At 67.8% G+C, this 20,949-nt stretch carries 19 protein-coding genes; 5 read left to right on the top strand and 14 right to left on the bottom strand.

Annotated elements, in window-relative coordinates:
- Positions 1-35 precede the first annotated feature (35 nt).
- Entirely contained in the window at positions 36-746 is a 711-nt protein-coding gene (gene lexA / locus BMX96_RS12090; RefSeq protein WP_091845738.1) for a transcriptional repressor LexA, read from the top strand.
- A 63-nt stretch (positions 747-809) separates the two neighbouring features.
- Here the strand turns inward: lexA and BMX96_RS12095 are convergent, their stop codons facing one another.
- Entirely contained in the window at positions 810-2,918 is a 2,109-nt protein-coding gene (locus tag BMX96_RS12095; protein WP_330220642.1) for a ComEC/Rec2 family competence protein, read from the bottom strand.
- Positions 2,919-2,980: 62 nt separating this feature from the next.
- Between BMX96_RS12095 and gltX the strand changes: the two genes are divergently transcribed.
- From gltX to BMX96_RS12110, 3 genes are all read left to right on the top strand, one after another.
- Complete coding sequence (gene gltX / locus BMX96_RS12100; RefSeq protein ID WP_091845739.1) at positions 2,981-4,429, top strand: glutamate--tRNA ligase; 1,449 nt, start codon at positions 2,981-2,983, stop codon at positions 4,427-4,429.
- A 52-nt stretch (positions 4,430-4,481) separates the two neighbouring features.
- The gene (gene gltA, locus BMX96_RS12105) at positions 4,482-5,777 is read left to right on the top strand and encodes a citrate synthase (RefSeq protein ID WP_091845740.1); all 1,296 of its coding nucleotides are present in this window, start codon (positions 4,482-4,484) and stop codon (positions 5,775-5,777) included.
- A gap of 104 nt (positions 5,778-5,881) precedes the next feature.
- Positions 5,882-6,733: a hypothetical protein gene (locus BMX96_RS12110; RefSeq protein WP_139210082.1), complete on the top strand. Its 852-nt coding sequence runs from the start codon at positions 5,882-5,884 to the stop codon at positions 6,731-6,733.
- Between the two features lie 74 nt (positions 6,734-6,807).
- On the opposite strand, the gene BMX96_RS12115 is transcribed toward BMX96_RS12110, so the two are convergent.
- Entirely contained in the window at positions 6,808-7,929 is a 1,122-nt protein-coding gene (locus tag BMX96_RS12115) for an alkene reductase (RefSeq protein ID WP_091845875.1), read from the bottom strand.
- A gap of 136 nt (positions 7,930-8,065) precedes the next feature.
- Between BMX96_RS12115 and BMX96_RS12120 the strand changes: the two genes are divergently transcribed.
- Positions 8,066-8,842, top strand: a complete 777-nt coding sequence (locus tag BMX96_RS12120) for a transglutaminase-like domain-containing protein (RefSeq protein WP_091845742.1) — start codon at positions 8,066-8,068, stop codon at positions 8,840-8,842.
- On the opposite strand, the gene BMX96_RS12125 is transcribed toward BMX96_RS12120, so the two are convergent.
- From BMX96_RS12125 to BMX96_RS12180, 12 genes are all read right to left on the bottom strand, one after another.
- Positions 8,839-9,615 carry an enoyl-CoA hydratase-related protein gene (locus tag BMX96_RS12125; protein ID WP_091845743.1) on the bottom strand — a complete coding sequence of 259 codons (777 nt, stop codon included), beginning with the start codon at positions 9,613-9,615 and terminating at the stop codon, positions 8,839-8,841. The genes BMX96_RS12120 and BMX96_RS12125 overlap by 4 nt on opposite strands.
- Positions 9,616-9,685: 70 nt before the next feature.
- Positions 9,686-10,159, bottom strand: a complete 474-nt coding sequence (locus tag BMX96_RS12130; protein ID WP_091845744.1) for a cytochrome c-type biogenesis protein — start codon at positions 10,157-10,159, stop codon at positions 9,686-9,688.
- Positions 10,156-12,132 carry a heme lyase CcmF/NrfE family subunit gene (locus tag BMX96_RS12135; protein ID WP_091845745.1) on the bottom strand — a complete coding sequence of 659 codons (1,977 nt, stop codon included), beginning with the start codon at positions 12,130-12,132 and terminating at the stop codon, positions 10,156-10,158. The genes BMX96_RS12130 and BMX96_RS12135 overlap by 4 nt, the downstream gene beginning before the upstream one ends.
- Positions 12,133-12,189: 57 nt before the next feature.
- Positions 12,190-12,612: a hypothetical protein gene (locus tag BMX96_RS12140; protein ID WP_091845746.1), complete on the bottom strand. Its 423-nt coding sequence runs from the start codon at positions 12,610-12,612 to the stop codon at positions 12,190-12,192.
- 112 nt (positions 12,613-12,724) lie between these two features.
- Positions 12,725-12,901 (bottom strand): hypothetical protein, encoded by a 177-nt coding sequence (locus tag BMX96_RS12145; protein ID WP_236737046.1) that lies wholly within the window; start codon positions 12,899-12,901, stop codon positions 12,725-12,727.
- A 4-nt stretch (positions 12,902-12,905) separates the two neighbouring features.
- Positions 12,906-13,388 (bottom strand): holin family protein, encoded by a 483-nt coding sequence (locus tag BMX96_RS12150; RefSeq protein ID WP_091845747.1) that lies wholly within the window; start codon positions 13,386-13,388, stop codon positions 12,906-12,908.
- Positions 13,379-13,990 carry a holin-associated N-acetylmuramidase gene (locus BMX96_RS12155; protein WP_091845748.1) on the bottom strand — a complete coding sequence of 204 codons (612 nt, stop codon included), beginning with the start codon at positions 13,988-13,990 and terminating at the stop codon, positions 13,379-13,381. Before BMX96_RS12155 ends, BMX96_RS12150 begins: the two co-directional genes overlap by 10 nt.
- A 45-nt stretch (positions 13,991-14,035) precedes the next feature.
- On the bottom strand, positions 14,036-14,500 hold the full coding sequence (gene ccmE / locus BMX96_RS12160) for a cytochrome c maturation protein CcmE (protein WP_091845749.1): 465 nt from the start codon (positions 14,498-14,500) through the stop codon (positions 14,036-14,038).
- Between the two features lie 102 nt (positions 14,501-14,602).
- Entirely contained in the window at positions 14,603-15,631 is a 1,029-nt protein-coding gene (gene argC / locus BMX96_RS12165) for an N-acetyl-gamma-glutamyl-phosphate reductase (protein WP_091845750.1), read from the bottom strand.
- A 63-nt stretch (positions 15,632-15,694) separates the two neighbouring features.
- Complete coding sequence (locus BMX96_RS12170; RefSeq protein ID WP_091845751.1) at positions 15,695-16,504, bottom strand: glutamate racemase; 810 nt, start codon at positions 16,502-16,504, stop codon at positions 15,695-15,697.
- Positions 16,482-17,402 (bottom strand): lysophospholipid acyltransferase family protein, encoded by a 921-nt coding sequence (locus tag BMX96_RS12175; RefSeq protein WP_175481728.1) that lies wholly within the window; start codon positions 17,400-17,402, stop codon positions 16,482-16,484. Before BMX96_RS12175 ends, BMX96_RS12170 begins: the two co-directional genes overlap by 23 nt.
- Before the next feature lie 29 nt (positions 17,403-17,431).
- Positions 17,432-20,848, bottom strand: coding sequence for an indolepyruvate ferredoxin oxidoreductase family protein (locus BMX96_RS12180; RefSeq protein ID WP_091845753.1), 3,417 nt, complete (start codon positions 20,846-20,848; stop codon positions 17,432-17,434).
- Between the last annotated feature and the right edge of the window lie 101 nt (positions 20,849-20,949).

The raw sequence follows: 20,949 nt of genomic DNA on the forward strand, positions 1-20,949 counted from the left end.
GGAACAGGAAATTCACCCCAAGGATGCGCCCCGCCATGCTAACCCGCAAGCAACTGGAATTGCTCGATTTCATCAACAAGCGGGTGCAGCGCGACGGGGTGCCGCCATCCTTCGATGAAATGAAGGACGCGCTGGACCTGCGGTCGAAATCCGGCATCCATCGCCTGATCACCGCGCTGGAAGAACGCGGCTTCATCCGCCGCCTCGCCCACCGCGCCCGCGCGATCGAGATCGTCAAGCTGCCCGAGGCCTTGGAACAGTCTGGCGCGAAGGCGGAAGACCCCGGTTTCCAGCCCCGCGTCATCGACGGCGACCGCCCCGACAGCCCGCCGCCCGCCCGCGCCCAATCGGTCAGCGCCGCGGCGACCGAGCTGCCCGTCATGGGCCAGATCGCCGCCGGTGTCCCGATCGAGGCGATTTCCCACGCGTCCCACAACGTCGCCGTGCCCGGCCACATGCTGTCGGGCCGCGGCCAGCACTACGCGCTCGAAGTGCGCGGCGACTCGATGATCGAAGCCGGGATCAACGACGGCGACGTGGTGGTGATCCGCGAAACCGCGACGGCCGACAACGGCGACATCGTGGTCGCGCTGATCGAGGATGAAGAGGCGACGCTCAAGCGCTTCCGTCGCAGCTCGGGCCGCGTCGCGCTCGAGGCCGCGAACCCGGCCTACGAGACGCGGTTTTTCACCGAGGACCGCGTGCGCGTGCAAGGCAAGCTGGTGGGCCTGATCCGCACTTATTGAGCCGTTTTCGCCTCGATCCAAGCGATTTGCCCATCACGCGCGACGACAAGCTGACCGGCGGCCTCATGGCGTGATCTGCGCCTGGAGAGAACCTTCGTGTGCCGGACGCCCCAGTTCAGGAAGATCCTCCAACCACGCTCCACCACGGTTCCAGGGCCGCCGTCCGGTCACGTGTCGGGCCGCGACCAGTTGCGCGCCGCCCGCGTCCAGCCAGATCGCAAGCGCGCCGGTGCGGCGTAACAGCTCCTCGTCGATCACCCGGCAGGGTCCAGCCAGGTCCGGCAAGGCGCGGCGCAGGACAACTACCTCGTCACGCGCGCAGGCGGCGCGGGCCCGCGGGGGCGCATTGCGCCCCATGATCTGGGTGACCGCGAAGCCACCGCGCCGGAACGTCACCGTGTCCGACGCGTCCCACAGGGCCGCGGCCTCCTGATCGGGAACCATGCCGTCATTCTCCAGCCAGTTCCGCGCGGCGAAGCCGTCGCCGCGCGGCTTGGACAGGATCCGCCCGTCCTCCTGCCAGGCCCCGATCAGCCCGCCCGTTGGCGCGATCAGGAAATCCGGACGCTCGGCGCCCGTCCAAAGGACCATGGCCGCGACAGCAGGGACAAGGCCCGCGAAGCGCGCGCGGCCCTGCCACAGCACCAAGAACAGCATCCCGAGGCTCAGCAAGGGCAGCACCGCGCCCGGCGGCGCGATCACCCGCGACACGGCATGCGGCCAGTCCGAGACCGTCTGCGCGACCCACAGGATCCAGCCGATCGCCGGCCCCATGACCTCCAGCCCGATCCACGACAGCCCGAACGGCGCCAGGACCCCTGCCAGCAGGGCCGCAGGCATCACCACCGCTCCCATGAGCGGCACGGTCAGCACGTTCGCGACAAGCCCGTAATGGGGCACCATGTTGAAATGGCTCGCGGCATAGGGCGCGGTGGCCAGCCCCGCCACGCCCGAGGACAGCACCACCGCCACGGCGGCCTTGATCCACCGCCCCCCGCCGGACGGACCGTGGTCCCGCCACGCGCGGAAAGCCGCGACTAGCGCCGTTGTGGCGGCGAAGGACATCTGGAAGCCGGGCCGCGTCAGCGCCTCGGGGCGGAGGACGAGGATGATGGTCGCCGCGACGGCCACCGCGCCCAAAGTGATCGCGCGCCGGTCGAGGCACACGGCCAGCAGCATCACCGCCGCCATGACGAAGGCGCGTTGCGTGGCGACGTTTCCGCCCGACAGCGCCAGGTAGAACGCGCCGACGACCAGCGCCCCGACGGCGGCGTATTTCTTGATCGGCCGGCGCAGGGCAAGGCCCGGCACGGCGGCGAGCAGCCCTCGGATCGCCGAGAAGGCGACGCCGGTCATCAGCCCCATGTGCAGCCCCGAGATCGCCAGCAGATGCGCCAGGTTGGCCTTGCGCAGGGCTTCCAGCGTGTCGGGCGGGATCGCGGCGCGGTCGCCCGTGGTGATGGTCGCGGCGAAGGCCCCCCGCGCCCCCGGCAAGATCGCGCGGACATGTTCGGCGATCGCGTGACGCAGGCGCCCGACGGGCCGGTCACGCGCCGTGTCGTCCCAGAGCAAGGCGGGCGTGCGCGCGTAGCCCACGGCGCCAAGCCGCTCGAACCAGGCCATGCGCTGGAAATCGAACCCGCCGGGTTCGACCGGGCCCTGAGGCGGGCCCAGGTGGGCGGTGACGAGCAGGACCTGCCCCGGCAGCGGATCGATCCAGCCCTGCTGCCCATGCAGCGAGACGCGCACCCGGCGCGGCGTGTCCGCGGGCGCCACGCGCTCCAGCACGACCCGGTCCAGCGTCAGGCGCGGCTTGTCGGAGGCCGAGCGATCGATCTCGACGATCCGCCCCTGCACCGGCCCGTAATAGCGCCAGTCGAGCACCGGCGCGGCGACCGTGGCGCTGCGCAAGCCCGCAAGGCAAAGGCCAGCCAGGACCAGCGAGACCGCGGCGACCCATGGAAATCGCCAGCCGCCGCGCCAGATGATCAACAGACACAACGCCAGCGCACTTGCAAGACAGGCCCATCCTGTCGCGCTCGGCTCGACCGGGAGGACGAAGTAGATCCCGACACCAATCCCAAGGAAAACGGGCACCCAGGGCGTGAGCGCGCCGCGCTGGCCGTCCAGCCGAAGCACCGCCCGCAGCCGATCTGTCGGGCCCGGCGCCACACTTGCCTCCAAATCTGCGATTGACTACACCGCCGCCAATGTCCCCCTAAAATGGTTTACCAATGGTTAACGCGTCACCGTCGACTGGTCCCGTGGTCACCCGCTTCGCCCCGTCGCCCACCGGATTCCTGCATATCGGCGGCGGGCGGACGGCGCTGTTCAACTGGCTTTTCGCCCGGGGCCGCGGGGGCAAGTTCCTGCTGCGCATCGAGGATACCGACCGCGCAAGGTCGTCGGCCGAGGCGACCGAGGCGATCTATGCCGGGCTGCGCTGGCTGGGGCTCGACTGGGATGGCGAGCCGGTCAGCCAGGCGTCGCGCGCCGACCGCCACGCCGAGGTGGCGCAGGCGATGCTGGACAAGGGCAGCGCCTACAAGTGCTTCTCGACGCAGGAAGAGATCGAGGCATCCCGCGAGCAGGCCCGCGCCGAGGGGCGCAGCACCCTGTTCCGGTCGCCCTGGCGCGATGCCGATCCCGCGACCCATCCCGACAAACCCTACGCCGTGCGCGTGAAAGCCCCGCTCGAGGGCGAAACGGTGATCGAGGACCGGGTGCAGGGCAATGTGACCATCCGCAACGACCAGCTTGATGACATGATTTGTTTACGTTCCGATGGCACGCCGACCTACATGCTGGCCGTCGTGGTCGACGATCACGACATGGGCGTCAGCCATGTCATCCGCGGGGACGATCACCTGAACAACACCGCCAGGCAGATGCTGGTCTACCGCGCCATGGGATGGGACCTGCCCACCTTCGCCCACATCCCGCTGATCCACGGCGAGGACGGCAAGAAGCTGTCGAAGCGCCACGGCGCCCTGGGGGTCGAGGAATACGCGGCCATGGGCTATCCCGCCGCGGCCATGCGCAATTACCTGGCGCGGCTGGGCTGGAGCCACGGCGACGACGAGGTCTTCACGACCGCGCAGGCGACCGAGTGGTTCGACCTTGGCGGCATCGGCAAGTCGCCCGCGCGGCTCGACTTCAAGAAGCTCGGCCACATCTCGGGGCAGCACATGGCGATGCTGGAGGACGACGAGATCCTGCAAGGCGTGCGCGATTACCTGGCGGCCGCCGGGGAGCCGCCGCTGGACGACGACGCCATGGCCGACCTGGCCCGCGCCCTGCCCCTGACCAAGGGCAGCGCCAAGACCTTCCCCGAACTGCTGGAAAAATCGGCGTTTTCCATGATCCACCGTCCCATCGTGCCCGAGCCGAAGGCCGCGAAGGCGCTGGACACGGTATCCCTTGGCATACTGGCCGAATTGACGCCGCACCTGCAAACTGCTAGCTGGGAACGCGACACGCTCGAGGCGGTCGCCACCCGGATCGCGGAAGCGCACGGCGTGGGTCTGGGCAAGGTAGCCGGGCCCCTGCGCGCCTCACTGGCCGGTCGGACGGCCACCCCCAGCGTCTTTGACATGATGGTCGTGCTGGGCCGCGACGAAACGCTGGCCCGCCTGGACGAGGCCATCCAAAACGGACCGCAAGGTCCGGAAAAGAACGGTTGAACGGCCGGCCCCGGTGGCCGGTCCGCTCAATACAACAAAGGGAGTTCTGGCATTGGCAGACGAACAGAAAACCGCGAAGCTGACCTTGGGCGACACGACGCTGGACCTGCCGGTGCTCAGCCCCACGGCGGGACCCGACGTGATCGATATCCGCAAGCTGTATGCGCAGGCGGGCGTGTTCACCTACGACCCCGGTTTCACCTCGACGGCCTCGTGCAGCAGCACCATCACCTTCATCGACGGTGACAAGGGCGAATTGCTGCACCGCGGCTATCCCATCGACCAGTTGGCCGGAAAATCCCATTTCCTCGAGGTCTGCTACCTCCTGCTTTACGGCGAACTGCCCTCGGCCCCGCAGCTCGAGGATTTCGAGCATCGCGTGACGCAGCACACCATGCTGCACGAGCAGATGATGAACTTCTTCCGAGGCTTCCGCCGCGACGCGCATCCCATGGCGATCATGGTGGGCGTGGTCGGCGCCATGTCGGCCTTCTACCACGACAGCACCGATATCGGCGATCCGTGGCAGCGCGAGGTTGCGTCGATCCGGTTGATCGCCAAGATGCCCACCATCGCGGCCTGGGCCTACAAGTACTCCATCGGCCAGCCCTTCGTGTATCCGCGCAACGACCTGGACTATGCGTCGAACTTCCTGCGCATGTGCTTCAGCGTGCCGGCCGAAGATTACGTGGTGAACCCGATCCTCAGCCGCGCGATGGACCGGATCTTCACGCTGCACGCCGACCACGAGCAGAACGCCTCGACCTCGACGGTCCGCCTGGCGTCGAGCTCGGGCGCGAACCCCTTCGCCTGCATCGCCGCCGGCATCGCCTGTCTCTGGGGCCCGGCCCACGGCGGCGCCAACCAGGCCTGCCTGGAAATGCTGCGCGAGATCGGCACCCCCGACCAGATCCCGGAATACATCGCGCGGGCCAAGGACAAGAACGATCCGTTCCGCCTGATGGGCTTCGGCCACCGCGTCTACAAGAACTTCGACCCGCGTGCGCGTGTGATGAAGGAATCGGCGGACGAGGTGCTGGACCTGCTGGGCATCGAGGACAATCCGACGCTTCAGGTCGCCAAGGAGCTTGAGAGGGTCGCGCTGGAAGACCCGTATTTCGCCGACAAGAAGCTCTACCCGAACGTGGACTTCTACTCGGGGATCATCCTCGACGCGATGGGCTTTCCCACCGCGATGTTCACTCCGATCTTCGCCTTGGCGCGGACCGTGGGCTGGATCTCCCAGTGGAAAGAGCAGATCAGCGATCCGCAGCTCAAGATCGGCCGCCCGCGGCAGCTGTATCTGGGCGAAACGGCGCGCGACTACACCAACGTCGAAAACCGCTGAGCCCGCGCCTTTGGGCGCCTGATCGGGGCATTGTCGCCGAACCGGCGACCTTGCCGCGAAATCGCTGCTTATGATCCGATGGGCGCCTTCGCGGCGCCCATTTCATGACTGTTTTTGTCGTCAGCGTGCCCGCAGTCCAACAATCTGCGGAGCCAGCAATGACCGATACCTCCAGAAGCATGACGTTCACTATCGAGGGTGAAGTCCCCGTCCAGATAACGATCCACGAGGACGGAACTGGCGGACTGGTATTTACCCTTTTGGTCGACGAAAGCGGCGGCACGATTGGAGACCTGAACGGTCTTTTCTTCGATTTCGGTGATCCGGCTCTGGTCGATGGGCTTCTGGCCGATGGCGCAGAGGTGACCAATACCGATTTTGAATACGATGGCGTCGACAATCTGGGCGGCGGCGTGAACATCAAGGGCGATCTGGTCAACGACACAGATCTGTTCGACGCGGGCGTTCGCCTTGGCACCTCAGGCATGGCGAAGGATGACCTTCAGACTGCCACCTTTACCCTGACTCACGAGACCGAAGATCTGACACTGGAAGATGTGGCGTTGATGGACTTTGCCGTGCGCCTGACCTCGACGGGCGAAATCGACGGAAGCCGCGACGGTTCGCTGAAGCTGGGCGGCACCTCGCCCGAGGCGCCGGCGGATGACAGCGGCGTCGGTGACGGCGGCGGGGACTACGGCGGCGACGATACGCTGCCCGACGATCCCGATACCTTCCCCGACTTCCCCGATGACGGCGGCGATCTCGGCGCCGGTGACGAGTTCCTCTATGACGATGGCGGCGTTCTCGATGCTGGCGATCCGCTGCTCGATGGCCCCGGCGACGACGGATTGCTCCAACCGCCCAGCGACGATCCGCTTCTGTCCGATCCAGCGCTGTCGGACCCGCCGCTCGATGATGGCGGGACGTATTTCGAGGATATCTCGATCCTCTGAACCAGAAAACCGGCCCCAATCGGGGCCGGTTTCCATTTGCGGTATCGCGCCATAAGGCCGCGCGATGAGACCGGTCAGGCGGCCTTGTCCTGCGCGTCGATATCGGTGCCGTCTGGCAGGAACGGATAGTCGATATAGCCCCGCTCGTCCCCGCCGTAGAAGGTATCGGGATCCTGCGCGTTCAGCTCGGCGCCCACGCGGAACCGTTCGGGCAGGTCGGGATTGGCGATGAAGTCGCGCCCGAAGGTCACGGCGTCGCAATGGCCCGACGCGATTTGCGCGACGGCACTGTCCTTGTCGTAGCCGCCATTCGCGATATAGAACCCGTCCCACAGCGTGCGCAGGCGCTTCAGCGCTTCGAACGTCTCGTCGGCGACATCGGCCCCCGGAAACTGCTCGACCACGTGGATATAGGCCAGGCGCTTGTCGTTCACCATCTTGTAGACGGGGGTGAAATGCGCCTCGGGGTCGCTGTCGGACAGGTCGTTGGTCTTGCCGAAGGGCGACAGGCGGATACCGATACGGTCGCGCGGCCAGACGGTGGCCACCGCGTCGATGACTTCCGACACGAAGCGCATCCGCTTCTCGGGGCTGCCGCCGTAATCGTCGTCGCGATCGTTGATCCCGTCTTTCAGGAACTGGTCCAGCAGGTACCCGTTCGCGGCGTGGATCTCGACGCCGTCGAATCCGGCCTCTTTCGCCCGCTCGGCTCCGTCGCGGAACTGCTCGACCGTCTCGCGGATCTGCTCGATGGTCATGGCCTGCGGCTCGGAGCAATCCTCGAACCCATTCTCGGTGAAGGTCTGCTGCTGGGCGCGGACAGCCGACGGGGCCAGTGGCTTGGCGTTGTCCGGCAGAAGCGAGCTGTGGCTGATCCGGCCCACGTGCCAAAGCTGCAGGAAGATGCGTCCGCCCTGGGCGTGCACGGCGTCGGTGATCTTGCGCCACTCGCGCACGTGGGCGTCGGTGTGGATACCGGGCGTGTCCTTGTACCCCTTGCCCATGGCCGAGACCTGCGTCGCCTCGGCCAGGATCAACCCGGCGCTGGCACGCTGCTTGTAATAGGTCTGGGCCCACGCATTCGGGGTGCCGTCGGCCTGGCTGCGGTTGCGGGTCAGCGGCGCCATCAGCACCCGGTTGGGCAGCTCGATCGCACCCATGGTGGCGGGATCGAACAAGGTTCGTGTTTCGGCCATGGTCATCGGTCCTTTCGATGATTAGAAAAGCTTCACGCAAGGAACGTCGGCTACCGCGTGCCGTTCCCAACAGACCGACCGCACTGACCGCGCAAGCGATCTGCGAAAATCCACATATATCTTCGAAAGGGCCACGATGCGCCTGAACGTCAACGCCCATCTGGACTATGGCATAGACACGCCCGCCGACCTGCTGGTCCAGATCGAGGCGGCGAACCTGCCCGGCCAGTCGGTCATCGATCCGGTCTTCGATCCGGGCGAGACGGGCCACCTCCACCGCATCGCCGCCGAGGACGATATCGGCACGCGTGTCTGGCTGCATTGCCGCCAGCGGCTGCGCTGCCAATACACCGCCACGGTCGAGATCGACCGCGCCATTCCCGACCTGCCGTCGCTGCAACAGGACCCCGTCCACACCCTCCCGCACGAGGCCGTGCGCTATCTCATGTCGTCGCGGTTCTGCCCTTCAGACGAGTTCCAGAGCTACGCCGCCGACACGTTCGGCCACCTGCAGGGCGGCGCGGCCATCGCGGCCATGTCCGCCTGGATCCAGGAAAAGTTCATCTACACGCCCGGGGCGTCATCGGCGTCGACCACCGCGGTTGACACGTTCGTGCAGCGCCGCGGCATCTGCCGCGACTACGCCCACGTGCTGGTCGCGCTGGCCCGAGCGGCGGCCATCCCCGCCCGAATGGTCAGCTGTTACGGGCTGAACGTGACGCCCCCCGATTTCCACGCCACGGTCGAGGTCTGGCTGGACGGCGGCTGGCACCTGGTGGACCCGACGGGCATGTGCCGCCCCGACGAGATCGCCATCATCGGAGTGGGCCGCGATGCCGCCGACATCGCGTTCCTCACCAGCTACGGCTGGGTCAACCTGATCTCGCAGGGCGTGTCCGTGACGACGGCCTAGCGGCCCTCGTAATCCGGTGCGCGCTTTTCCAGGAAGGCCATCACGCCCTCCTGGAAATCGCGGGTCACGCCGCATTCACCCTGCAGCGATGCCTCGAGGTCCAGTTGCTCGGCCAGGCCGTTGTCGTATGTGGCGCGCAGGGCCTTCTTCACGTTGCGATAGGCCACGGTCGGCCCGCTGGCCAGGTGCGCGGCACGGCCCCACCAGTGGTCGCGGAACCCTTCGTCCGGGATCGCTTCCCAGATCATGCCCCAGTCGGCCGCCTGCCGCGCGCCGATCGGCTCGGCGAACAGGGCCGCGCCCATGGCCTTGGCGAACCCCATCTGGCGCGGCAGCCAATAGGTGCCGCCCGCGTCCGGGATCAGCCCGATCCGGGTGAAGGCCTGCAGGAAAACCGCCGAGTCCGCGGCGATGACCACGTCCGCCGCCAGCGCGAGGTTCGCCCCCGCGCCCGCCGCAGGACCGTTCACCGCGCTGATCGTTGGCAGCGGGCAGTCGTAGATGGCCTTGAGCATCGGCTCGTACTCGTCTCGCAGCACGCGCTCCAGGTCGGCCTGGTTCAGGTTCACCCGGTCGCCCAGGTCCTGACCCGAGCAGAAGGCCCGACCCTGTCCCGTCATGACGATCGCCCGCGCATCTTCGCCCGGGTTGCGGAAGGCGTGCAAAAGCTCGGCCCGCATCTGGGTGTTCAGCGCGTTCATCTTGTCGGGACGGTTCAGCGTGATGACGGCGACGCCGTCGCGCAGGGACAGGCGGATGGTCTGGTAGTTCATGGCGGCTCCCCTCGGGCGTGTCGCGTCCTTGATGGCACGGCGCGTCAAAGGGGGGAAGTGTGACGCCCGGTCAGAGCCTGCGGTTGTCCCCCATGAGCGCGTCCAGCCGCGCCTGTTCCTCGGGGCTCAGCGCCTCGGGGGGCGCGGCATCCTCGGGGCGGCGCCGGCGCAGGTAGCTCACGGCGATCAGTCCGCCGCCCAGCACCATCACCGGCCCGGCGAGCCACAGCACGAGGTTCGCGCCCCGGAAGGTCGGCTTCAGCAGGACGTACTCGCCGTAGCGGGTCACGAGGTAGTCGATGACCTCTTCATCGCTGTCGCCGGCCACCAGCCGTTCGCGCACGGCGATGCGCAGGTCCCGGGCCAGATCGGCGTTGGATTCGTCGATATTCTCGTTGCGGCAGACGAGACAGCGCAGCCCCTTGGACAGCTCGCGCGCCCGCGCCTCAAGCGCGGGAGTCTCCAGCACCTCGTCGGGCTGCACGGCCAACGCGGGCAGAGGTGGCAGCAATGCCAGCCAGACCAGAACGACCAGACGCTTCATTCCGCGGGAAGCCCGGCAGCGGGCGTCCGGGCGGCCCCCGCAGCGACACGGTGGCGCCGGTCCGACAGGCTCAGGCAGCCGCCCAGGGCCATGATGATGCAGCCCGCCCAGATCCAGTTGGCGAAGGGCTTGATATACGTGCGCACGGCCCAGCCGCCGCCCTCCTGCGGATCGCCGATCACGACGTAGATGTCACGAAGGATGCCGTTATCGATGGCGGCCTCGGTCGTCGGCATCTGCGCCACGGGATAGAACCGCTTCTCGGGTTGCAACGTCGCGATGGTGCGATCCCCGCGCGAGACCTCGATGGACGCCATCGTGGTCTGGTAATTCGGGCCGCGCCCGCCCCGGACCTCGTCCAGCGCGATGGTGTAACCGGCAACGTCGAAGGTGTCGCCCACGTCGGCCACGCGGATATCCTCGACCTGCCACGCGGTCAGCGCGCAGATCCCGAACAGCGTCACGCCAAAGCCCGCATGGGCCACCGACTTGCCCCAGTCGGCGCGCGGCAGTCCCTTCAGACGGCGCAGCTTGGCCGACAGGTCGCGGCCCTTGCCCGCGCGCTGCCACAGGTCGGCGACGACCCCGAGACCGACCCAGGCGGCCAGCACGGCACCGATCGGGGCCAGCATCGAGCCGCCGGTCTGTAGCACCCACACCAGGGCACCCAGCGCCACCGACAGGGCCAGAGCGCCCCAGAGCGGGACCATCACCCGGTCCATCCGGGCCCGTTTCCAAGGCATGAGCGAGCCCAGCGGCAGCAACATCGCCAACGCCACCATGAAGGGCGTGAAGGCCGCGTCGAAGAACGGCGCGCCGACGCTCAGCTTGCGGTCGAAGGCCATCTCGGCCACCAGCGGCCAGACAGTGCCCACGAAGACCACGAAGGCGGAGACCGCCAGCAGGACATTGTTGGCAACCAGCGCCGCCTCGCGGCTGGCCAGCGCGAAGACGCCCTTCGCCTCGAGCACCGCCGCCCGCGCGGCGTAAAGCGTCAGGGCGCCCCCCATGAACAGCCCGGTGATCATCAGCAGGTAGACGCCCCGCTCGGGGTCGTTGGCGAAGGCATGCACGCTGGTCAGCACGCCCGAGCGGACGATGAACGCCCCGATCAGCGAGAAGCCGAAGGCGAGGATCGCCAGGAGGATGGTCCAGCTTTTCAGCGCCTCGCGCTTTTCGACCACGATGGCCGAGTGAAGCAGCGCCGCCGAGATGAGCCACGGCATGAAGCTGGCGTTCTCGACCGGGTCCCAGAACCAGAAGCCGCCCCAGCCCAGCTCGTAATAGGCCCACCACGAGCCCAGGGCGATGCCCACGGTCAGGAACAGCCACGCGGCCAGCGTCCAGGGCCGCACCCAGCGGCCCCACGCGGCATCGACGCGCCCCTCGATCAGGGCGGCCACGGCAAAGCTGAACGCCATGCTCAGCCCCACGTACCCGAGGTAAAGGAACGGCGGGTGGAACGCCAAGCCGGGGTCCTGGAGCAGCGGGTTCAGGTCCTGCCCGTTCATGGGCGGCGTCGCCAGCCGCGAGAACGGGTTCGAAGTGAACACCAGGAAGCTCAGGAACGCCACGCTGATCGCGCCCTGCACCCCGATGACGCGGGCCCGCAGGCTGGGCCGCAGGTTGCCGCCGAACACCGCCGCCATGGCCGCGTAAAGCGCGAGGATCACGCACCACAGCAGCATGGACCCCTCGTGGTTCCCCCAAACGCCGGTGATCTTGTAGATCAGCGGCTTGTCGGTATGGGAATTGGCCGTCACCAGCCGCAGCGAGAAGTCCGAGGTCACGAACCCGTAGGTCAGGGCCGCGAAGGCGAACGCGAGACACAGGAACTGCCCGTTGGCGGCGGGTCCCCCGGCGGCCATGGCACCGGGCCAGTTACGCGAGGCGCCCACAAGCGGAACGACCGTCTGAACACACGCCAGCACGAGGGCCAGAATCAGGGCGAAGTGACCGAGTTCGATAATCATGGCCGGATCATACAGATGGCCGGGGCCAAGGCCAATGCGGCAGCCACGCCGCAGGGATCAGATCACCGTGTGGACCAGCCCCACCAGCGCGACAGAGATGAGCGGGATTGCGACGGCCAGCCCCTGCGGCAGGTTCAGCGACCGCCCGATGACCAGGAAATGAAGGACCGCGCCCGAGATGTGCAGCGCGACGCCGAGGGCGAGGCCGGGATGATCGGGAATCGGCCCCGCGGCCCCCCACTGCGCCGCGCTCCACCACCAGAGCAGGATGCCCGCGGTTCCGGACCAGCTCAGCACCATGCCCAAGGCCAGGGGCGTCGCGTTCGAGCGCCACAGCCACGCGAAGGTGACGGCGATCAGCGCGGCCATCAGCGCCATGGCGCCGCCGACCAGCAGGTATGCGGCGCCATCACCAAGGGCCGCCCTGCCGGCGAACAGCAAGACCAGCACGGCCAGGACGAGACAAGCGGCGGATTTCATGGTCTCGTCACCTCGCGCAGCGCCCTGTCCAGCCGCTCGGCAGCGGCGCGGTTCCGCTCCAGATCGCGGGTCAGCCGCCAGCCCCGCAGCAGCGCGCGCAGCCACCGACGCATCACAGGCCGCCCTTCGCGCCCAGGACTGTCCCCCGCACGAGGGCCGTCATCTCGACCAGCACCGCGGTGTTCTTGTTCAGCACCTGTCGCGTGGCGGCGTCCTTCTGCCCGTCGCGGTAGAGCAGGTAGAACACCAGCACGACCCACGGGCCGTCCTCGGCGATGAGCTTCATCATCAGCTCAACCGGCACGGGAGGCTCGCCAATCGTCCAGCGCGGCGTTCCCCTCGGGCGCGGGCGTTCGAGCGGCCGCTGCACGCAGCAGGGACCGCCGGAATTGCTGCCCCTTCACCTGGTGGCGCGCGCCGAAATAGAATGACACGATCGCCCCCAGCAGCCACCAGAGCGGTTCGGGCACGGAAGCCAGCCCCGTCATCCGGGCCGAGAACCAGACCGGGTCGATCATGGCGGCCACGAACAGCCCCAGCGTGCCCAGCGCCATGGCGGGGCGCGGCACGCGGTTCACGCCGTCCATGAACCGGTCGAAACCGCCAGACGCCTCGCGGTCGAACGCGGCCGAGAACTGGTCCAGTACGGCGCGGCGATGGTCGGCGTCGCGGGTGGCGCGGCCCTCGGCGTTCTCGCGAAAGACCTCGATCGTGTCGCGCAACGCGTCGTTGCCCGCACCGAACAGCAGGCCCACGGCGCGGTCGATCATGCCCATGACGCCACCCGTGCGCGGTGCTCCGCGTCGCTGAGGTGATAGCGGGGCGAGACGAAGTGCTCGGCCCGCGTGATCCAGCCGCCCTTGCCGCCGTCGCGCCGTCGCGCGAACTTGCGCAGCGACGGCCGCGCGTCCCCCAATCCATAATAGTAATTCCGCCGCGCGATCCCGTAGGCGTCGCGCAGGTGGTGGGGCGCCTGCGCATGCGCCAGCGCGGCGGCCGCCGCCGTGCGCGGGCCGATGATGCCGTCCACCGCCACCGGGTGCCCCATGTCGCCCAGCAGCCGTTGCAAGATCTTCACCGCGTTGGCGCCTGCGTTGACCTGCATGTCGAACACGGTCGCCTGCAGGCTTTCGGGCAGTCGGTCGAGACCCGGTTTCGCGAAATAGTCCCGCAGGAAGATCTGGCGCGCCCGGTCCCGGCTCACGGCACGGACATCATCGGTGTCCACGTCGCCGTCGCCGTCCAGGTCAAGCCCCAGCCGACGGAGCGTGCCGATCGTCACGCCATGCTTGGTGGCGCCGCCGGGATCGTCCGGGTCGTTCACGAAGCCGCCTTCGCGGGCCACGATCTCGTCTGCGATGTCATGTATGCTGCGCATGGGCTGTCCTCGATCAGGTCGGGACAGACCATCGCGCGGCCCGGGTTAATTCGTGGCGACGCCTGCGTTCGGATCCTGGTAGACGCCCTGCTCCTTCAGCGCATCGACCACTTCCTTGGGCATGTAGGACTCGTCGTGCTTGGCCAGAATCTCGGTCGCCTGGAAGGTGCCGTCGACGAAGCGGCCCGTGCCGACCATACCCTCGCCCTCGCCGAAAAGATCCGGCAGCACGCCGGTATAGGCCACAGGGATCGTCGCGGCGCCGTCGGTCACCGCGAAGGTGATGGTCTCGCCCTGCCCGCGCAGCAAGCTTCCGTCGGCCACGAGGCCGCCGATGCGGAACACCTCGTTCGGGGCCGGGGGCGCCTCGGCCACCTGGCTGGGCGAGCGGAAGAAGTTGATCCCGTCGCGCATGGCGTAGCCGATCAGCGCCGTGGACACCACGAGCGCCACCATACCGATGGCGATCACCTGGATGCGGCGCTTCTTTTTCAGCGTGGTCAGGGCCATGGGCGCTCCTTCACCGGATTGGCCTAAGATATAGCACTCGAAGGGCGCCCGTGGAAGGGTCCGGCGCAGGGTCGCGACATCATGGTCCGTGCGCCGTGCCCGTCAGGGAAAGACCGCCGGCGCGGTCAGGCCCTCGGTCTCGGGCAGACCCAGCATCAGGTTGGCGTTCTGGAGCGCCTGCCCAGAAGACCCCTTCGCCAGATTGTCGAGCGCGCAGAAAACGATGGCCCTGCCCGCGCGGCGATCGGGGACCACCGAGATATGGGCATAATTCGAACCGCGAACGTGCCGCGTGGACGGAAGCTCACCCATGGGCAGGACGACCAGGAACGGCTCGTCCGCATAGGAGTCGGTGAAGGCGGCGTGCAGCGCCGCGGCGTCGCCCTTCACGTAGACGGTGGCGAGGATACCGCGGTTCATGGGGATCAGGTGCGGCGTGAACTGCACCTGCACCGGGCGGCCGGCGATGGCGCTGAACTCCTGGTCGAACTCGCCCAGGTGACGGTGCGTGCCGCCGGCGCCGTAGGCATGGGTGCCCTCGCTCAACTCGGCGTGCAGCAGGTTCTCCTTGGGCGACCGCCCCGCCCCGCTGACACCGGCCTTCAGGTCGATCACGATGTCGTCGAGATCGATCAGCCCCCGTTCGATCAGGGGCCGAAGCGCGTATTGGCCCGTGGCGGCGTTGCAGCCCGTGCCCGCCACCAGCCGCGCGTCACGGATGGCGTCGCGGTAGAACTCGGTCAGGCCATAGATGGCGGTCTCCTGCAGGTCTGTCGCGTCGTGCGGCTTGCCGTACCATTTCTGGTACTCGGCCGGGTCGCGCAGCCGGAAATCGGCGCTGAGATCCACGACCTTCACGTTTGCCGGCAGGGTCCGGATCACCGCCTGTGACGTGGCGTGTGGCAGCGCGCAGAAGACCAGGTCGATGGTGTCGAAATCGATCTGATCGATCGTGACCAGATCGGGCAGGTCCAGATGGCGCAGGTGCGGGAACACGGCGCCCATGGGCTGGCCCGCCTTGCGGTCGGCGCTGAGCGCGGCGATCTCCAGCCCCGGATGGGTGGCGATCAGCCTGACGAGTTCGGCGCCGGTATAGCCCGAGGCGCCCAGGATGGCGATCTTGTGGCTCATGTGGTGGTCTCCAGGTCTTCGGGACTGCGCTCGGCGGTCCCCGTCGGATCATCGCGGATGATCTCAGGCCGCTTCGAAGGTGATCTGTCGCTTCAGGAACTGGGTGGCGCGGCTCGACACCCGGCGCGGATCGCCCGTGGTCAGGAACCGGGCCGCCCCGGTGCCCGCCATGCCGGGGTGACGCTCCAGGTAGTCGGCCAGACTTTCGGCCACCAGGCTGGCCTGGCTGAAGACCGACACGTCTGGGCCCAGCGCATCCTGAAAGGTTTCTTCCATCAGCGGGTAGTGGGTACAGCCGAGAATCGCCGCCTGCGGGCGGGGCATCTTGCGTTTCAGCGCGTCCACGTGGCTGCGCACCAGCGCCTCGGCCAGGATCATGTCGCCGTCCTCGATGGCATCCACGACGCCGCCGCAGGCCTGCGCCTCGACATCCACGCCGATGGCGCGGAAGGCCAGTTCGCGCTGGAAGGCGCGGCTGCTGACGGTGGCGGGCGTGGCGAACAGGGCCACGTGCTGCACCGCCACCTCGCGCGGGGGCGAGTTGTCGCCCCACTGCCGTTCGGTCAGCGCCTCGATCAGCGGGACGAAGACGCCCAGCACGCGCTTGTTCTTGGGCAGCCATGTCTCCTGCATCCGGCGCAGCGCGGCCGCCGACGCGGTGTTGCAGGCCAGGATCACCAGGTTGCAGCCCTCGTCGAACAGCCGCTGGGTCGCCGCGGTGGTCAGCTCGAAAATGTCGTCCGAGTCGCGCACGCCATAGGGCGCGTGGGCGCTGTCGGCGAAGTAGACGAAGGGCACCTCGGGCAGGCGTTTCTGCACGACGTCCAGGACGGTCAGCCCGCCGATGCCGCTATCGAAGATCCCTACCGCCATGGGGCTTTGCCTTGTATCGTGTCTCGAACTCGTAGCCGTATCCGCGACTGCGCAGCGGCCGTGGCGACAGGGCATAGGTGCTGTCCCGGAGAAAGTCCATCATCGCCCGCGGGTCGCCCGCCCGCGCGTCCAGCTCGTGGCGCGGGATGGGCCGGCCGACGCTGATCCGGCAAGGCGCATCCACCCGCGACCGGAACTCCTTGATCAGCAGCGCCAGCCGCAGCGTCGGGTGAACGTGGCTTGCCAGCTGGAACAGCCGCGAATTGGTCCCGTCGAAATAGATCGGCACCACGGTCGCCTGCGACTTGGCGATCAGCTTGGCCGTGAAGCTGCGCCATTGCGGATCCATGGGTGCGCCCAGCGGCCGCGCCGAGGTGGCCACCGTGCCGCCCGGAAACACGCCGATGGCCCCACCCTCGGCCAGATAGCGCAGCGCCTCTTTCCGCGTGGCGATGTTGACGGCCTGGGCATCCTTGGTCTCGTCGAAGGACACGGGCAGGATCACCCGATCCAGCGCCTCGGCCCGGCGGAACACGCGGTTGGCAAGGATGCGGAAATCCCCACGAATGCCCGCAAGAATGTGGCCCATCATCAGCCCGTCGAGAATGCCGAAGGGATGGTTCGCCACGACGATCAGCGGCCCCACGCGGGGAATGTCCTCGAGCGCGCCCTGGACGACCTCCAGCGACAGGCCATAGCGGTCCACCATGACCTGCCAGAAGTCCCGGCCCGCGGCGACATCGTCACCGTATCCCTTGGCCCGGCGAATCAGCGACAGCCGTCCGGTCGCGTTCTCGATGGTCCGCACCAGCGCCCGCGCGCCGCGTGATCGGACGGAACTGGCATAGGAGATGTCGCGCGTTGCCTCGCGCCGGTCGGTCCTGCTGTGCTGCGACACGCCTGGATGTCCTGCTCTGCCCGCGACCTTTATTGCGCCGCATGCTGCACGGGGGCCGCACCCTTGGCAATGGCCTCCAGCAGCGTTTCACGGGTCGCCTCGGCGCGGGTGGCGTTCGCCTCCTTCACCGGCCCGAAGCCGCGGATTTCGAGCGGCAGTCGCGCCAGGGCGATCACCGCGTCGCGGGCCGTGTCGATCTTGGGAAGCACCCGGTCCAGGTCCGCCTCGTACTGCTTGATCAGCCGCCGTTCCATCCGCCGCTCGGCGGTATAGCCGAACGGATCCAGCGGCGTGCCCCGCAGGACCTTGCCACGCGCGAGCATCGGGTAGACCCGCTCGATCCAGTCCCCGAAGGCGCGCTTGCCGGGGCGTCCATCGTGGCCCTTCTTCGCCACCAGCGGCGCGGCAAGGTGATATGTCGGCTGGGCCTTGTCCCCGAACTGCGCGCGCACTTTGGCGCGCGTTCTCGAAAGCAGGCGCGCGACCTCGTATTCGTCCTTGTAGGCGAGAAGCTTGTGATAGCCTTCGGCCACGGCCTCTTTCAGGTCGCGGTCGGTGATCCCCTCCAGCCGCTTCAGGTATCGCCGCGCCAGCCGCTCGCCCTGGTAGGCGCGGAGGTGGTCGGCGCGGAAGGCGATCCGCTCGTCCAGCGATTTGGGCTTTTCCACGATGTTGGGCCGCAGCACCCGCGCGACGCCGTCGGGGTTCAGGGCGGCCCACCGGCCCAGCGCGAAGGCCCGCAGGTTGTCGTCGACCGCGGCACCGTTCAGGCGGATGGCCCCTTCGATGGCGTCCAGCGCGATGGGAAGGCGCCCGCGCTGCCAGGCCGCGCCGAATACCATCATGTTGGAATAGATGCTGTCGCCCATGAGCGCCGCGGCCAGCGCCGTGGCGTCGAACATCTGGACGTCGTCGCCCAGCCGCCGCGTCAGCGCGAGGCCCAGGTCCTCGCCCGGGATGCGGAAGCCCGGGTCGCGGGTGAAATCGCCGGTGATGATCTCGTGGCTGTTGACGACACCGCCCGTCCGGCCGGTGCGCATGAGGCCCAGCGTCTTGGCCCCCGCGCTCACCACCAGGTCGCCACCGATCAGCGCGTCCGCCTCGCCCGCCGCCACGCGGATGGCGCTAATGTCGCCGGGCGTATTGCCAAGGCGGCAGTGGATATGCACCGCGCCACCCTTCTGGGCGAGGCCGGCCATCTCCATCATCCCCGCGCCCTTGCCGTCCAGATGCGCGGCCATGGCCAGCACCGCGCCGATGGTGACGACGCCGGTGCCCCCCACGCCGGTGATGACCACGTTCCACGTCCCGTCGATGGCGGGCAGATCGGGGGCAGGCAGATCGCCGATCTCGACCTCGGCCGTCGCCTCGCGCCGGATCTCGGCGCCCGAGACGCTGACGAAGGACGGGCAGAACCCCTGCAGGCAGCTGTAATCCTTGTTGCAGGAGGACTGGTCGATGGCGCGCTTGCGGCCCAACTCGGTCTCGACCGGAACGATCGAGACGCAGTTCGACTGAACGCCGCAATCGCCGCAGCCTTCGCACACATCGGTGTCGATGAAGATGCGGGTGTCGGGATCGGGGAACAGGCCCTTCTTGCGGCGGCGTCGCTTTTCGGCCGCGCAGGTCTGCACGTAGACGATGGCGCTGACGCCCTTGGTCGTGCGCATCCGCTCCATGACCTCGGGCATGGCGTCGCGTTCGTGCCAGCCGATGGTCTTCGGGAACGCATCGCGCGCGGGTTCTTCCTTGGGGTCGAAGACCACGTCGATGGTATTCACGCCAGCGGCCTGCAACTCGCGCACGATCCTGTCGGGGCCTAGGCCCCCGTCGTTGCCCTGCCCGCCCGTCATGGCCACGGCGTCGTTGTAGAGGATCTTGTAGGTAATGTTCGTGCCGGCCGCGACGGCGGCGCGGATCGCCATGATACCCGAGTGGTTGTAGGTGCCGTCGCCGAGGTTCTGGAATACGTGATCGGTGGTCGAGAACGGCGCCTCGCCGATCCAGTTGGCGCCCTCGCCCCCCATATGGGTGAAGCCACTGGTGTCGCGGTCCATCCATTGGACCATGAAATGGCAGCCGATCCCGGCATAGGCGCGGCTGCCCTCGGGCACCTTGGTGGAGGTGTTGTGCGGACAGCCCGAGCAGAAATACGGCAGCCGCGAGGCGAGCTCTTCCGCGTTGTCGGCGCGACGGCTGTCGTTGAGCATCTGCATCCGGCCGCGCAGCTCGTCGCTGTCGCGCCCTTCCTCGATCAGGACGTCGCCCAGGATCGTGGCGATCTGCACCGGCTCCAGCGCGTATTCGACCGGGAACAGCTCGATCTTCTGGCCATGCTCCCAGCTGTCGCCCTTGTGCCAGCCATAGACCCGGCGGCCGCGGCGGTCGTCGAACAGCGCTTCCTTGATCTGGACCTCGATCAGCTTGCGCTTTTCCTCGACCACCACGATCAGGTCCAGCCCCTCGGCCCAGTCGTGGAACCCCGCCATGTCCAGCGGCCATGTCTGACCGACCTTGTAGGTGGTGATGCCCAGCGAATCGGCCCGCCCGGCGTCGATGCCCAGCAGGCCCAGCGCATGGGTCAGGTCCAGCCAGTTCTTGCCGGCAGCGACCAGCCCGATCTTGGCGCCCGGCTTTCCCCAGACGCGGTGGTTCATGCGGTTGGCGTGGGAAAACGCCTCGGCCAGCCGCCGCTTCCAGTGGATCACGCGGTGTTCCTGCGCGATCCAGTGGTCGCCCAGCCGGATGTTCACCCCGTCCTCGGGCAACTCCAGGTCCGGGGTGACGAACCGCATCCGGTCCGGCCGCCCGTCGATCACCGATGTGACCTCGACCGTGTCCTTCATCAGCTTAAGCCCCGCCCAGACGCCCGCGTAGCGCGACAGCGCGAAACCGTAGAGACCGAAGTCCAGTATCTCCTGCACGCCCGCCGGCGAGAGCACCGGCATATAAGCGTCGACCATGGCGAAGTCGGACTGGTGGCAGGTCGTCGAGGATTCGCCCGTGTGATCGTCGCCCATGGCCATGATCGCGCCGCCATGGGGCGAGGTGCCGGCGAAATTGGCGTGGCGCATCACGTCTCCCGACCGGTCCACGCCCGGACCCTTGCCGTACCACAGTCCGAAAACGCCGTCGTACTTGCCCTCTCCGCGCAGTTCGGCCTGCTGCGCGCCCCACAGCGCGGTGGCGGCCAGGTCCTCGTTCAAACCAGGCTGGAAGACGATGTCGTTCTCGCCCAGAAGCTTGCCCGCCCGCGACATCTGCATGTCCACGGCCCCGAGGGGCGAGCCGCGATAGCCGGTGACGTAACCGGCCGTATTCAGACCCGCCGCCCGGTCGCGGGCCTTCTGGGTCAGCATCAGCCGCACCAGCGCCTGCGTGCCGTTCAGAAGCACATCGCGCTTGGTCAGATCGTATCGATCCTGCAAAGTCACATCGTGACGCATGAGCGGCCCTCCCTGCCTCATTTTAAGCTTAGGTCAAGAAATCTGACCCAACAATTCACATTTCGTGGTTCAATGAGATTGATAAACGGGCGCTTCGGCAC

The sequence above is a fragment of the Palleronia pelagia genome (assembly GCF_900110115.1).
Classification (GTDB): domain Bacteria; phylum Pseudomonadota; class Alphaproteobacteria; order Rhodobacterales; family Rhodobacteraceae; genus Palleronia; species Palleronia pelagia.